This is a genomic window from Sphingomonas sp. PAMC 26605 (assembly GCF_000241485.1).
In the GTDB taxonomy this organism is placed as follows: Bacteria; Pseudomonadota; Alphaproteobacteria; order Sphingomonadales; family Sphingomonadaceae; genus Sphingomonas.
The window spans coordinates 3,677,433-3,692,066 of sequence record NZ_JH584241.1 but is presented as its reverse complement, the minus strand read 5'-3'; the positions used below and the strand labels follow the sequence as shown (position 1 = coordinate 3,692,066).

Genomic DNA, 14,634 nt, shown 5'->3' with positions numbered 1-14,634 from the left:
TCGTAAGTCTGGGCAGGGTCGGCGCGCCGGTATCAGGCCTGGTGGATCTTGAAGACGCTGGCATGGCGCGTCGGGAGTCGCGCGGGAATATCGATCGACAGCGCAGCAGCGGTCTGGCGGAAGCGCACGGGGCCAGCGCCGAGCAGCTCGACACCGACGACGCGGCCGCGCGCCTGCGGGGCTCCGCTGCGTAGCGCGGCGATTTCGGTCGTGCCGCGCGGCTCGCCGAGCGTGATCGCGTAGAGCGCCTTGCCCTTGGTCGTGAAGCGGATGTCACGCGGCGAATAGTCCGCTTTCTCCTTGAACATGCCCTCGACCGCTTCGGTCGGCCCCTCGCCATAGAGCGTCCACGGCCGGGTGCCGTGGATCGCTTCGCCATTGACCGCCATCCAGGCGGCGAGATCGGTCAGCAGACTGTCGGATTCGGGCGGCAGCGAGCCGTCGCCGCGCAGCACGACGTTGAGCAGCATGTTGCCGTTCTTGCTGACGATGTCGGCGAGCATCGTGACGATCTGGTTCGACGACTTGTAGGTCTCGTGTTCGTTGTAGAACCAGTCACCGTTCGATGTGTCGGTCTGCCAGGGGAGCGGGTTGATGCCCTTCAGCACACCGCGCTCGACGTCCTGCACCATGCCTTCCTTGAAGAATTCGCCGGTGCCCGCGTCCTTGCAGTTATAGACCGCCTCGAGCTTGCCGCTGCGCGCGATGCTGCTGTTGTAGAGATGCGCGACCAGACTGCGGCCGACCTCGCCGAACGGCAACCCGCCGTCGGAATAGAGCAGATCGGGCTGATAGCCGTCGACCAGATCGCGGATCCGCTTCAGCCATAATTGATGATAGGCCGGGTCGGTCGTGTACCAGCTCGCCTTGGTGTCGATGAACGGCTCGGTGCGATTGTCGTGATAGAGATCGGCATAGGCGGGATTGGCGCCGTCATAGGGAATGCCGAGCTTGGGCCAGAACTGGTCATAGCCATGGTTGGGATACCACCAGTTATGGCTCGCGCCGAGATGCTCCGAAACACCGAAACGCAGGCCCTGCCGCTTCGCCGCCTTTTGCCACGTGCCGACGACGTCGCGCTTCGGGCCCATCGCGACCGCGTTCCAGCGGTTGTGCTTCGAATTCCACAGATCGAAATTGTCATGGTGGACGCCCATCGACACGAAATATTTGGCACCCGCCTTGGCATAGCGCGCCATCAGCGCCTCGGGATCCCAATGCTCCGCGGTCCACAGCGGAATGATGTCCTTATAGCCCTTTTCCGACGGGTGGCCGTAGGTCTTGAGGTGATGCTCGTAATGCGGGTGGCCCGGGACGTACATCCAACGCGCATACCAGTCGCCGCGCGCGGGAACGGCCTGCGGCCCCCAATGCGCCCAGATCCCGAACTTCGCATCCTTGAACCAGTCGGGCGTGGCGTAGGTCGAAAGCGATTCGTGGGTGGCGTTGAACGGGCCGCGTTCGATCGCGCCCATGCGGGGCTTGCTGGTCGCCGCCGCCACAGGCGCCACGCGATTCAACGCACCGACGCCTAGCGCGGCGAGGGGGCCATATAAGAGCTCGCGCTTGCTGAAGTTCGTCATCGTTTCCTCCCACGTGCGGTCCCGCCGCCGATTGATTGTGCCGAGCAGGTCGCCACTGTCCGGTATGCGCCTAGCGCGTGGTAGCCAAGCGACGGCTGACGATAGCCCGCAGCGGCGCGTGGAGCACTTTCACAGGTGCAATACTATTCTCTTTGATGCAAGCCACGAAAGATTCAGGTTGGGCAGGGCGCGAATCCTGCCTCCGGAATGAGATTTCTTTTAGCGCATATAAATTTCTGTTTTCATATGTGAGGATATCCTCTATGCAAGCTCCAAGCCCGGACAGGGACGTGAGGGAGGGGATTTGATGATGACGAGCGTACGCAATCTGGCCGGGGTTTCCGGTTTGGCGATCGGCATCTGCGGTATGGCGGCGGTCGCGCAGGCCCAGGCCCAGGCCCAGACAACGACGGATCAGCAGCAACCCGCAGCGCCCGCCGCTGCCGACGCGACGCAGGCGAATCCGCCCGCCGATCCTGCCGATATCGTCATCACCGGGCTGCGCGGCAGCCTCGCCTCGGCGCAGGCGATCAAGCGCAATTCCGAGCAGATCGTCGATTCGATCACCGCGCAGGACATCGGCAAGTTCCCCGACACCAACATCGCCGAATCGCTCCAGCGCATCTCGGGCATCCAGATCCAGCGCAACCTCGGCGAGGGCAGCACGGTCGCGATCCGCGGCCTCAGCGAAGTGCGCACCGAGCTCAACGGCCACGACATCTTCACCGCGAACGGCGGGGTCGGCCTGGCTTTCGACGAGATCGGCCCCGATCTCCTGTCGCGCGTCGATGTCTTCAAGAACCCCTCGGCGGAGATGATCGAAGGGTCGCTCGGCGGCACGATCGACCTGCGCACGCGCAAGCCGTTCGACGCACCGGGGCAGATCATCGCTGCGACCGTGTCGGGCACCGAATATGATCTCGCCAAGAAGAAGGGCTGGGGCGGCTCAGCGCTCTACAGCAATCGCTGGCACACCGGGCTCGGCGAGATCGGCGTGCTGGTCAACGCTTCGTATCAGCGCTCGTTCTTCCGCCAGGATCTCGATCAGGTCGAACCCTATAACATCCACGGCCCGAACGCCGATGCAGGCGGCGCGCCCGTGCAATCGACGCTCGTCCCGGGCTATGCTGGCCAGAACATCCAGGTCCAGAAGGGCGGCGGCTTCAACGTCGCGCAGGGCGATCGCAAGCGGCAGAGCATCTCGGGCGTGCTGCAATGGCGCCCGGCCGACACTGTCGAGGCCTATGCGCAGGTCCTGAGCACGACCTACAAATTCACCGATACCGGCGTCGCCTATTTCGCGTCGGACGACGGCGCCGCGCCGACCGGCAGCTATACCGTCGCCAACGGGATCGCGACGTCGGGGCAGTTGTCCAATCCGGGCGGGCTGTCGGTCACCTACGGCTCGAACCGCAAGACGCGCACGACCGACATCACGACGGGCGTGAAATGGTCGGTCACCGATCGGCTGAAGCTCGTGTTCGACTATCAGCACATCGATTCGACGGTGAAGCAGGATTCGCTCAACCTCTACATCACGCCCTATACCAAGAGCGGCGGCGTGGCCGGCTTGTTCAACCAGAGCTACAATTATGCGTTCGACAATCGCGGAACCTTCCCGACCCAGGTCGCGGTCGATCCGGTCACTGGCGGGCCATCCAATTTCTTCTCCAACATCGCCAATTACGGCTTCACCGCCTATCAGCCCGACCGCATCAGCAATTCCGCGGTCGGCAACACCCCGCGGCTCGATCTCACCTGGGATTTCGATGACGGCAGCTTCCTCAAGTCGCTGAGCGCGGGCGTGCGCTACAGCAGCAAGACCGCGATCAACCGCGAGACCAACGTCAACAATTGGACGACGATCGGCGGCACCTGCGCGAGCTACTCGACCGCGGCGAATTGCTATCTGGCGTCGGCTCATCCGGAGGTGGTCGAGAACAATCCGGGGCAGGCGACGTTGCTGCGCGGAACCGCGGCGAACTCGGTGTTCGGGCCGATCTATCAGTGGAACCTCTACGACGCGCTCCACCCCGATTCGGCCTTCGCGCACATCAAGGCGATCAGCGGCCAGACTGCGGCGTTCGGCTCGCTCGACGATCCGACGAAATCGACCACCAGCACGGTGAGCGAAAAGGACTATTCGGCCTATCTGCGCGCCGCGTTCGGCACGCGCCTCGCCGGGATGGACCTGGATGGCAATGTCGGGTTGCGCTACGTCAAGACCGACGCTTCGGCCGCGGGGTTCCAGATCCTGACCTATCGCACCGCTGGGGCGACCGACTCGACCAGCACGTCGGTGGTGCAGCCGTACACTGGCGGCCGCAGCTACGACACCTGGCTGCCGAGCGTGAACGTTCGGTTCCACGTCACGCCCAAGCTGCAGGCGCGCTTCGCTTTCTCGAAGAACATCTTCCGCCCGACCTTCGCGCAGCTCAACCCGACCTTCACGCTCTCGCCCAATTACAACGGGTCGAACAGCACACCGCTGACGGTCAATTCGGGCCAGCCGTACAATGCGGTGACCAACCCGTATCAGGGGTCGGGCTCGGTCGCGGGCAATCCCAACCTCAAGCCCGAGCGAGTGACCTCGTTCGATGCCGCGGCGGAATGGTATTTCGAGCCGACCGGCTACATCGCGGTCACGCTGTTCCGCAAGAACCTGCGCGACATCATCGACACGCGCACCTCGCTCCAGACGCAGAGCATCGCGGGTGTCGGCATGGTCCAGTTCAACGTGAGTGCGGTGACCAACGTCACCAAGGGCTATGTCCAGGGCTTCGAGGTCGCCGGGCAGAAGTTCTTCGACTTCCTCCCCGGGCCGCTGTCGGGCTTCGGCGTGGCGGCGAACTTCACGCTGGCGGACAGCAACGCCGGGACGCTCGCCTCGGGGAACGTGGGCTCGCAGACGCAGTTCCAGGTGCCGCTGATCAACCTGTCGCGCACCAGCTACAATCTGATCGGGCTGTACGACAAATACGGGCTCACCGCGCGCGTCGCGTTCAACTGGCGCTCGAAGTTCCTCGACTCGGTCAGCGAGAATGGCGCGGCGACGCTGCCGATCTATTTCAAGTCGTACGGCTCGCTCGACGCCTCGATCGGCTATCAGCTCAACCGTTTCGCCTCGATCACGCTCGACGGACAGAACCTGACCGACTCGGTCAACAAGAGCTATCAGGGTGATCCCAATCTGCTGCGCAACTACCAGATCAACGACCGCCGCGTGTCGATCCGGCTGCAGGTCCGCTATTGATGGCGCGTCGATCGCTCGACGTCGTCATCTAACACTCCCCCCTTGGGCGGTCGTGTCCGATACGGACACGCCGCCATTTTTTTCGGGGCGAGAGCATAAGGAACGGAAGATGGATGCGTGATCGGCCCGTCAGATCGGTCGCCATCGTCGGCGGCGGGACCGCCGGGTGGATGGCGGCGGCGGCACTCGCGCGCAACTTCGCCGCCGATCGGCTGGCGGTGACGGTGATCGAATCGCCCGAGATCGGCACCGTCGGGGTCGGCGAGGCGACGATCCCGCCGATCCTGCAATTCAACGCGCTGCTCGGGATCGACGAAGACGAGCTCGTCCGCCGAACCCAGGCGACCTACAAATTGGGGATCGAATTCCGCGACTGGGGCGCGATCGGCGAGCGCTATTTCCACCCCTTCGGCCGCTACGGGGCCGATCTCGGCGGGGTCGCCTTCCACCATCACTGGTTGCGCACGCGCGAGGGGGCGTGGTCTGATTACTCGCTCCCCGCAGTCGCCGCGCGCGAGGGCAAATTCGCGCGACCTTCGGATGATCCCCGCAACGTCCTGTCGAACATCTCCTACGCGCTGCAGTTCGACGCCGCCTTATACGCCGATTTCCTGCGCGAGCTGGCGATCGGGGAGGGCGTGCAGCATGTCGCGGGCCGCGTCGTCGATGTGCGGCTCGACGGCGCGACCGGCTTCGTCGAGGACCTCACGCTCGCCGACGGGCGGGTTTGCGCGGCGGACCTGTATATCGATTGTTCGGGGTTTCGCGGCCTGCTGATCGAGCAGGCGCTTGAGACGGGCTATGTCGACTGGTCGCACTGGCTGCCGATGGACCGCGCGATCGCCGTGCCGACCGCCGCGGTCGAGGCGCCGACCCCCTATACCCGCGCGACCGCCGGCTCGGCCGGATGGCGCTGGCGGATCCCGCTGCAGCATCGCACCGGCAACGGCCATGTATATTCGAGCGCGTATATCAGCGAGGACGAAGCGACCGCGCAGTTGCTCGGCGCGCTCGACGCGCCGGCGCTGGCCGAGCCGCGGCATCTGCGCTTCACCACCGGCCGGCGGCGGCTGTCGTGGAACCGCAACGTCGTCGCGCTCGGGCTCGCTTCGGGCTTTATCGAGCCGCTCGAATCGACCAGCATCCATCTGATCCAGCGCGGCATCGCGACGCTGATGTCGCTCTTCCCGAGCAACGGCTTCGCCGCGCCCGAGATCGATCTCTACAACAGCCTGATGCGCAGCGAGATCGAGGCCGTGCGCGACTTCGTGATCCTGCATTACAAGCTGACGCGCCGCGACGATTCGCCCTTCTGGCGGCACACGCGCGCAATGGCGGTGCCCGACAGCCTCGCCCAGCGCATGGCGATCTTCGCCAATCTCGGACGCCTGGTGCTCGATCCTGCCGAACTGTTCCGCGAGCCGAGCTGGCTCGCGGTGTTGCTCGGCCAGGGCGCGATGCCGCGCGGACACGACCCGCTCGCCGACGAATTGCCCGAGGACGCGGTCCGCGCACAGCTGCAGCGGATGCGCGCCGTCATCCGCCAAGGCGCGAGCGTGCTGCCGACCCATGCTGATTTCCTCAGCGGCGTCCGCGCTGCGCCACCTGCCCGGAGCTGACGCGATGACCGATATGACACGCCGTGCCCTTGTCGGCGCCGGTCTGGCGCTGCCGAGCGCGGCCTCCTTCTTGCCCGCCGCCAGCGCCGCCGAAACGCGCGCTAGCGGCGCCCGAAACCCCGCCGAGAGCGCCGCCGCGCTCGCCCCGCGCGAGCGGCTGCGCTGCGACAGCGGCTGGCGCTTCGCGCTCGGCCACGGCAGCGATCCGACCAAGGATTTCGACTTCGGCTTCGGCCAGGCCGATTTCTCGAAGACCGGGATCATCAAGATCGCCAGGCCCGATTTCGATGACAGAGCGTGGCGCTCGGTCGATCTGCCGCACGATTGGGCAGTCGAATTGCCCTTCGTGCAGGACGACAAAGGCGAGGGCGACGCGCAGCTCCGCTCGCACGGCTATCGCCCGCTCGGGCGGCGCTACCCGGCGACCAGCGTCGGCTGGTATCGGCGCGCCCTCGATATTCCCGCGAGCGACCTCGGCCGGCGGATCACGCTCGAATTCGACGGCGCGATGCGCGACGTGCTGGTGTTCGTCAACGGCTGCTTCATCGGCCGCAACGCCAATGGCTATGCGCCGTTCGCCTTCGATCTCACCGACTTCCTCGATTATGGCGGCAAGAACGCGATCGCGGTGCGGGTCGATGCGAGCTTCGGCGACGGCTGGTTCTACGAGGGCGCCGGCCTCTATCGCCACGTCTGGCTGCGCAAGACCGACCCGCTGCATTTCGGCGCGTGGGAGACGGTGGTCCGCGCGACGCCCGGCGCGGGCGCGGCGACGCTCGAGCTGGTCACGACCGTCGAGAATGCCGGACGCGTGGCGGCGGATGCCGCGCTCGACTGGACGATCCTCGATGCGCGCGGAGCGGTGGTCGCGCGCGCGACCGCCCCGGCGCAGGCGATCGCCGCGTCGGGCGCGGCCACCTATCGCAGCAGCGCGCGCGTCGATAATCCGGCCTTGTGGTCGCTCGAAACGCCGCACCTCTACACCGCGGTGGTAAAGGTCGTCGCGAACGGCGCGGTGCGCGATGCCGACCGGGTCAGCTTCGGCATCCGCAGTGCGCGCTTCGATGCCGATCGCGGCTTCTTCCTCAACGACGTGTCGCTCAAGATCCAGGGCACCTGCAATCATCAGGATCACGCCGGCGTCGGCGCGGCCTTGCCCGACCGGTTGCAGACGTATCGGCTCGAGGTGCTCAAGGGCATGGGCTGCAACGCGGTGCGCTCGTCGCACAACATGCCGACCCCCGAATGGGTCGAGGCGTGCGACCGGATGGGCGTGATGCTGCTGTGCGAGACGCGCCAGATGAGCTCGAACCCGAGCGGCATGGCCGAGCTCGAATTGATGGTGAAGCGCTTCCGCAATTCCCCCTCGATCATCGGCTGGTCGATCGGCAACGAGGAATATCTGCTCCAGCAAGAGGGGCTGATGAAGCAGGGGAAGCGCATCGCCCAGGCGATGGTGGATCGCTGCCATGCGCTCGACCCGACCCGGCCGGTCACCGCGGCGGTCAATTGGAACAATGAAGCCGGGCTGTCCGAGCCGCTCGATATCGTCGGGTTCAACTATCACCCCGAATTCCCCGAGCCGTTCCACAAGAAATATCCCGAGCGGCCGATCTACGGATCGGAGACGTCGAGCGCGATCGCGACGCGCGGCGAATATCGCACCGATGCCGCGCGGCACGTCATGAGTTCGTATGACGGGGTCGTCGGCTGGGGGACTACGCCCGAGCAATGGTGGGGCCAATATGGCGCGCACGACTGGCTCGCCGGGGGCTTTGCCTGGACCGGGTTCGACTATCGCGGCGAACCCACGCCGTACAATTGGCCGTCGAACAGCTCGCAATTCGGGATCGTCGATCTGTGCGGCTTCCCGAAGGACTATTTCTATTATTACAAGGCATGGTGGGGGAAGGCGCCGAGCCTGCATCTCTTCCCGCACTGGAACTGGCCGGGGCAGGAGGGCAAGCCGGTGTCGGTCTGGGTCTATTCCAACCTCGACGAGATCGAATTGCTGCTCAACGGGCAGAGCCTTGGCCGCAAGGCGATGCCGCGCCTGAAGCATGTCGAATGGCAAGTGCCCTATGCCCCCGGCGTGATCGAGGCGATCGGCCGGCGCGACGGCCGCATCGTGCTGCGCGAGCGTCGCGAGACGACCGGGCCGGGGCAGCGCCTCCGGCTCGCCGCCGATCGCACGATGATCGCGGCGGACGGACGCGACGTGGCGATGCTGACGGTCGACCTGCTCGATGCCCGCGGGCGAGCGGTACCGACCGCGAACGACGCGCTGCGCTTCCGCGTGTCGGGCGCGGGCAAGCTGATCGGCGTCGGCAACGGCAACCCCAACAGCCTCGAGAGCGACGTCGCGCCGCAGCGCGCGCTGTTCAACGGGCTGGCGCAGCTGATCGTGCAGTCGACCGGCCGCCCGGGCACGATCACGATCGACGCTTTCGCGGCGAGCGGGGAGGGGCCGCGGCTCGTCCCGGCATCGCTGCGCCTGACGACCACGCTTGCCATTGCGTGACACCGCGCGATAGGCACAGGGAAATTCAAGGATCGATGCTATGCAACGGATGACTTTTTGGTCGAGCGGCGCTGCCGCGACAGCGTTTCTGGTAGCGCTACCTGCACACGCCGCGCCCGAGCGCGTCGTCACGGTTGATGTCGCCCGCGCGCAGGGACCGGTCGATCGCTTCTACGATCTCTCGGTCGGCTCGGATTATCCAGGCACCCTGATCCGCGCCGACAGCCAGGCGCAGCTCAAGACCGCGACCGACGAGCTCGGCTTTCGCTACCTTCGCTTCCACGCGATCTTCCACGACGTGCTGAAGACCGTCCGCGTCGAGAATGGCCGGACCATTTATGACTGGACCGGGATCGACCGGCTGTACGACGATATGCTCAAACGGCACATCAAGCCGTTCGTCGAGCTCGGCTTCACACCGGACGCGCTCAAGACGTCGGATCTGACGATTTTCTATTGGAAGGGCAACACCTCGCACCCGAAGCTCGACGGCTGGGCGGCGCTGATCGACGCCTTCGCGCGGCATCTGCAGCAGCGTTACGGCGCCGCCGAGGTGCGCAGCTGGTATTTCGAAGTGTGGAACGAGCCCAATCTCGACGGCTTCTGGGAGAAGGCCGACAAGCCGGCCTATTTCGAGCTCTACGACGTCACCGCGCGCGCGCTGAAGAAGGTCGATCCGGGCTTGCGCGTCGGTGGTCCATCGACCGCCGGTGCCGCCTGGGTGCCCGAATTTCTCGAGCATGTCGCCAAGAGCGGCGCGCCGGTCGATTTCGTCACGACGCACACCTATGGCGTCGAGGGCGGTTTCCTCGACGAGCAGGGCAAGAGCGACACCAAGCTGTCGGCCTCGCCCGACGCGATCATCGCCGACGCGCGGAAGGTCCGCGCCGAGATCGTGGCGTCGCCCTTCCCCAAGCTGCCGCTCTATTTCACCGAATGGAGCACGAGCTACACCCCGCGCGACGCGGTGCACGACAGCTATGTCAGCGCGCCCTATATCCTGAGCAAGTTGAAGGCGGTGCAGGGCATCGTCCAGGGGATGAGCTATTGGACCTATAGCGACCTGTTCGAGGAACCCGGCCCGCCGACCGCGCCGTTTCAAGGCGGCTTCGGGCTGATGAACCCGCAGGGCATCCGCAAGCCGGCGTGGTTCGCCTACAAATATCTCAACGCGCTGCGCGGCAAGGCGGTGCCGACGCTCGATGCGAACAGTTGGGCCGCGACCGAGGGGCACAAGACCAGCGTATTGCTGTGGGACTGGCACCAGCCCGTCCAGAAGATCAGCAATCGCCCGTTCTACACCAAGCTGGTGCCCGCGACCGCGCAGGCGCCGGCTGCGGTCCAGCTCACCGGGCTCGCGCCCGGCAGCTATCGGCTGCGGACCTACCGCACCGGCTATCGCCATAACGACGCCTATTCGGCCTATATCGACATGGGCCTGCCGACCACGCTGAGCCCGGCGCAAGTCTCGCAATTGCAGGCGCTGACGCAGGACAAGCCCGAGCAGGACCGGGTCGTGCGGATCGGCGCCAATGGTCGCTACGCGGCGACGGTGCCGCTCGACACCAACGACGTCGTGCTGATGACGCTCGAGCCGACCCCGCGCGGCTGAACGCCCGCTTCTTGCCAGACATACGCCATATCCGGAGACGATGATGAACAGCACCCCCCACGGCCGCACGGCCCTGCGTCGTCGCGCGATGACATCGCTGCTCGCGGCCGGCCTGATCTTCGCCGGCTGCTCGGCCGCCTCGGCGCAGGCCTCGCACGAGCTTCCGCGGATCGAGAGCCGCAACGGCCGCCACGCGCTGATCGTCGATGGCGCGCCGTTCTTCATGCTCGGCGCGCAGGTCAACAATTCGACCAATTATCCCGAGCCGCTCGCGACGGCATGGCCCGTGCTCGACCGGCTCGGCGCCAATACGGTCGAGGTGCCGATCGCGTGGGAACAGGTCGAGCCGAAGGAGGGCAGCTTCGATTTCAGCTTCCTCCAGACGCTGCTCGACCAGGCGCGCGCCCATGACAAGCGCGTCGTCCTGCTGTGGTTCGGCACGTGGAAGAACACGTCGTTCTCCTACACGCCCGATTGGGTCAAGCTCGACAATCGCCGCTTTCCGCGGATGAAGACCAAGGACGGCAAGGATCACGGCGTGCTCAGCGCGCACGGCGCGGCGACGCTCGCCGCCGACAAGCGCGCCTTTGTCCAACTGATGACCTATTTGCGCGATCACGATTCGCAGAATACCGTCATCATGGTTCAGGTCGAGAATGAGACCGGCAGCTACAAGAACCCGCGCGACTTCTCCGCGACCGCCGACGCGCTGTTCGCCAAGCCGATCCCGCCCGCGCTCGCGCAGCGGCTGCACAAGAGCGGCAGCTGGAGCGCGGCGTTCGGCGCGCAGGCCGATCGCGCGTTCAACACCTGGTACGTCGGCAGCTATGTCAACGCGATCGCGGCGGCGGGCAAGGCGATCAAGCCGCTGCCGATGTACGTCAACGCCTCGCTCTCGGGGCCGTCGAACGTTCCCGATCCGTACGGCGTCGCGAGCGGCGGGCCGCAGCAGGACGTGCTCGACATCTGGAAGGCGGCGGCTCCCGCGATCGATCTGCAGGCGCCCGACATCTATGACAAGACCAGCGCCAATGTGATCAAATATCTCGACCAATATGCGCGGCCCGACAATGCGCTGATGGTGCCGGAGATGGGCAATACGCGCGATTTCGCGCGCTTCTTCTGGCCGACGATCGGGCGTGGCGCGATCGGCTTCTCGCCGTTCGGCATGGACGAGACCGGCTATGTCAATTTCCCGCTCGGCGCGGCCGACCTGTCGCCCGCCACACTCGGCGCGTTCGCGCTGCCCTATGCCGCGGTCGGCGCGATGATGCGCGACTGGGCGAAGATCGCCTATGAAAAGCCGACCTGGGGGGCGGCCAAGCCCGATGATGGCGCGATCCAGTCGACGCGCATGGGCGACTGGTCGATCACCGCGACTTGGGGTGAGTGGCAGTTCGGCATGAAGGACTGGGAATGGCTCAAGAGCGACCAGGCGCCATGGGGCAAGGAGCCCGTCGGCGGGGTCGCGGTCGCGCAATTGTCGGCGAACGAATTCCTCGTGATGGGCGATCACGTCCGCGTGTCGTTCGCAGGCGCCCCCGGCACCGGATCGAACGGCGTGATGGTGCGCGTCGAAGAGGGCAAGTTCGAGAATGGCCGCTGGGCGATGAGCCGGGTGTGGAATGGCGACCAGACCGATTACGGTCTAAACTTCGTCAGCCGCCCGCAGGTGCTCAAGGTGACGATGGGGCGCTACCGGTAAGGCGGAGCGGGACCTCGAACGCGAAACCGACGGAGCCGGGGCGGTGTCCCGGCTCCGTGGAAGCGCGGCTAACCTTGCGCTATCGTCAGCGCATCCGGAACACGCCGGTATAATCGTTGTCGGCATCGCCCAGCGTCGTGCTGCTGAATTGGTACGTCCCGCCGGGGCGGGTCATCGGCGCCTCGAAGCGTAGCATGGCGCGTTCGCCCGGCGCCAGGACGAGCTGGCCGTCGCTGGCCAAGCCACGATCTTCGCGAGAGAGACGCGCCGCGCGGAAGAAGGCTTTCTGCGTGAGGTTGTGGCCCTTGTCCGAGCGGTTGGTGACGCGCAGTACGTACGAACCCCCGCGGCGCAACACGATGGTGCTGGGCACGAAGCCGTGGTCGGTCATGGTGATCGCCACCGATTGCGGCGCGCGGGCGGCGGAAGTCTGCGCGAGGGCGGGCGTGGCGATCGCAACCAGGGCGAGCAGGGCGGTCTTCATGGCATATCTCCGTGTCGAATGTGGAGACGCAAACGGCGCAGCGCGGGGCTTCGTTCCGCGCCGGCCGCCGCGGCGACGCGCGCCTAGCCGACCAAGGCGCGCGTCGCCGCCTCGACATCGTCCTGCCGCATCAGTGCTTCGCCGATCAGGAAGCAGCGGATGCCGTGCTCGGCCATCGCATCGAGATCGGCGCGCGTCGTCAGCCCGCTTTCGGCGACGAAGGTGCAGTCCTTCGGCGCCTTCGACACCAGCTCGTAAGTGCGCGCGAAGTCGACCGTGAAATCGCGCAGGTCGCGATTGTTGACGCCGATCAGCCGCGACTTGAGCTTCATCGCGCGCTCCATCTCGGCCATCGAGTGCACCTCGACCAACACGTCCATCCCGCATTCGAGCGCGCTCGCCTCGATCTCGGCGAGCGTCACGTCGTCGAGCGCGGCCATGATGAGCAGGATCGCATCGGCGCCGATCCCGCGCGATTCGGGGACCTGCCACGGATCGACCATGAAATCCTTGCGCAGCACCGGGAGGTCGCACGCCTCGCGCGCCGCGGTCAGGAAGGCGTCCGACCCCTGGAACCAAGCCTCGTCGGTCAGCACCGACAGGCAGGTCGCGCCGCCCGCCTGATAGGCGCGCGCATGCGCGGGGGGATCGAAATCCTCGCGGATCAGGCCCTTGGATGGGCTCGCTTTCTTGACCTCGGCGACCAGCGCATAGCCGCCCGACGCCGCGCGCGCGTCGAGCGCCGCGCGAAACCCGCGGGGTGGCGACTGGCAGGCGATGCAGGCGTCGAGTTCGGCGAGCGCGGTGGTCGCCTTGCGCGCGGCGACATCGGCGCGCTTGGTCTCGAGGATGCGATTGAGGATATCGGTCATGAATAAGCGATCCAGCGATCGAGCAGTGCGTTGGCCACGCCGCTGTCGAGCGCTTCGGCAGCAAGGGCGACGCCCGCGGTGAGGGTGGGGGTAGAGCCGGCGACGATCAGCGCGGCGGCGGCGTTGAGCAAGACGGCATCGCGATATGCGCCGGTCTCGCCGGTGAGCAACCGGCGCAGCGCTGCGGCGTTGTGGACAGCGTCGCCGCCGCGGAGCGCGCTGATCGGGTGGCGGGGGAGGCCCGCGTCCTCGGGGGTGATAACGGACGGGAGGTCGACCTGGCCGACCGCGACCGCGACGCTCGGTCCGGCGCTCGACAGTTCGTCGAGCCCTTCATCGCCGGAGACGACGAGCGCCGCTTCGGTGCCGAGCTGTTCGAGCGCGGCGGCATAGGTCGCGGCGTAGTCGGGCCGGGCGATGCCGATCAGCTGGCGCGTGACGCCTGCTGGGTTGGCGAGCGGGCCCATCAGGTTGAAGATCGTGCGGCGGCCGAGCCGCTGGCGGATCGGCGTGATGCGCTTCATCGCCGGGTGATGGTTGGCGGCGAACAGGAAGGCGATGCCGATGTCGTTGAGGCTCGCCTCGGCGTTCTGCCCGGCGCGCTGCATGTCGAGCCCGAGCGCCTCGAGCGTGTCGGCCGCGCCCGCCTTGGACGAGGCGGCGCGGTTGCCGTGCTTGGCGACGGGCACGCCGGTGCTCGCGACGACGATCGACACCGCGGTCGAGACGTTGAGCGTGTGATGGCCGTCACCGCCGGTGCCGCACACATCGAGCGCGCCGACGGGCGCCGAGATCGGCAGCATCCGGTCGCGCAGCGCGCGCGCGGCGGCGGCGATCTCGATGCTCGTTTCGCCGCGTTCGGTGAGGCCGATCAGGAAGGCGGCGATCGCGTCATCGGGAACGTTGCCGTCGAGCAGGTCGGCGAACGCCTGCGCCGCGGTCTCGCGGCTGAGCGGGGACGAAGGGTCGGGGAGCAGAACCGAGA

At 66.5% G+C, this 14,634-nt stretch carries 9 protein-coding genes; 5 read left to right on the top strand and 4 right to left on the bottom strand.

Annotated elements, in window-relative coordinates; translation table 11 throughout:
* Positions 1 to 32: 32 nt before the first annotated feature.
* Entirely contained in the window at positions 33 to 1,583 is a 1,551-nt protein-coding gene (locus RH90_RS17175) for an alpha-L-fucosidase (RefSeq protein ID WP_010187426.1), read from the bottom strand.
* A 307-nt stretch (positions 1,584 to 1,890) separates the two neighbouring features.
* Between RH90_RS17175 and RH90_RS17170 the strand changes: the two genes are divergently transcribed.
* The 5 genes from RH90_RS17170 (at position 1,891) to RH90_RS17150 (ending at position 12,293) form a co-directional block, all read left to right on the top strand.
* The gene (locus RH90_RS17170; protein WP_010187425.1) at positions 1,891 to 4,836 is read left to right on the top strand and encodes a TonB-dependent receptor; all 2,946 of its coding nucleotides are present in this window, start codon (positions 1,891 to 1,893) and stop codon (positions 4,834 to 4,836) included.
* Positions 4,837 to 4,949: 113 nt separating this feature from the next.
* Positions 4,950 to 6,455: a tryptophan halogenase family protein gene (locus RH90_RS17165; RefSeq protein WP_010187424.1), complete on the top strand. Its 1,506-nt coding sequence runs from the start codon at positions 4,950 to 4,952 to the stop codon at positions 6,453 to 6,455.
* A 4-nt stretch (positions 6,456 to 6,459) separates the two neighbouring features.
* Positions 6,460 to 8,976 (top strand): beta-galactosidase GalA, encoded by a 2,517-nt coding sequence (gene galA, locus RH90_RS17160; RefSeq protein WP_010187423.1) that lies wholly within the window; start codon positions 6,460 to 6,462, stop codon positions 8,974 to 8,976.
* A 40-nt stretch (positions 8,977 to 9,016) separates the two neighbouring features.
* Positions 9,017 to 10,588 (top strand): GH39 family glycosyl hydrolase, encoded by a 1,572-nt coding sequence (locus RH90_RS17155; protein WP_010187421.1) that lies wholly within the window; start codon positions 9,017 to 9,019, stop codon positions 10,586 to 10,588.
* Between the two features lie 43 nt (positions 10,589 to 10,631).
* The gene (locus RH90_RS17150; RefSeq protein ID WP_010187419.1) at positions 10,632 to 12,293 is read left to right on the top strand and encodes a DUF5597 domain-containing protein; all 1,662 of its coding nucleotides are present in this window, start codon (positions 10,632 to 10,634) and stop codon (positions 12,291 to 12,293) included.
* A gap of 85 nt (positions 12,294 to 12,378) precedes the next feature.
* Here RH90_RS17150 and RH90_RS17145 read toward each other — a convergent pair whose 3' ends face one another.
* The 3 genes from RH90_RS17145 to trpD form a co-directional block, all read right to left on the bottom strand.
* Entirely contained in the window at positions 12,379 to 12,777 is a 399-nt protein-coding gene (locus RH90_RS17145) for a cupredoxin domain-containing protein (RefSeq protein ID WP_010187417.1), read from the bottom strand.
* A gap of 83 nt (positions 12,778 to 12,860) precedes the next feature.
* A complete protein-coding gene (gene trpC / locus RH90_RS17140) occupies positions 12,861 to 13,649 on the bottom strand; it encodes an indole-3-glycerol phosphate synthase TrpC (protein ID WP_010187415.1) in 789 nt (262 codons plus the stop codon).
* Positions 13,646 to 14,626 (bottom strand): anthranilate phosphoribosyltransferase, encoded by a 981-nt coding sequence (trpD, locus tag RH90_RS17135; RefSeq protein ID WP_081477016.1) that lies wholly within the window; start codon positions 14,624 to 14,626, stop codon positions 13,646 to 13,648. The genes trpC and trpD overlap by 4 nt, the downstream gene beginning before the upstream one ends.
* Positions 14,627 to 14,634 lie beyond the last annotated feature (8 nt).

Excerpts from the sequence above, each read along its gene's own strand:
- RH90_RS17175 (WP_010187426.1), bottom strand. The coding sequence starts at position 1,583 with ATGACGAACTTCAGCAAGCGCGAGCTCTTATATGGCCCCCTCGCCGCG.
- RH90_RS17170 (WP_010187425.1), top strand. The coding sequence starts at position 1,891 with ATGATGACGAGCGTACGCAATCTGGCCGGGGTTTCCGGTTTGGCGATC.
- RH90_RS17165 (WP_010187424.1), top strand. The coding sequence starts at position 4,950 with ATGCGTGATCGGCCCGTCAGATCGGTCGCCATCGTCGGCGGCGGGACC.
- galA (WP_010187423.1), top strand. The coding sequence starts at position 6,460 with ATGACCGATATGACACGCCGTGCCCTTGTCGGCGCCGGTCTGGCGCTG.
- RH90_RS17155 (WP_010187421.1), top strand. The coding sequence starts at position 9,017 with ATGCAACGGATGACTTTTTGGTCGAGCGGCGCTGCCGCGACAGCGTTT.
- RH90_RS17150 (WP_010187419.1), top strand. The coding sequence starts at position 10,632 with ATGAACAGCACCCCCCACGGCCGCACGGCCCTGCGTCGTCGCGCGATG.
- RH90_RS17145 (WP_010187417.1), bottom strand. The coding sequence starts at position 12,777 with ATGAAGACCGCCCTGCTCGCCCTGGTTGCGATCGCCACGCCCGCCCTC.
- trpC (WP_010187415.1), bottom strand. The coding sequence starts at position 13,649 with ATGACCGATATCCTCAATCGCATCCTCGAGACCAAGCGCGCCGATGTC.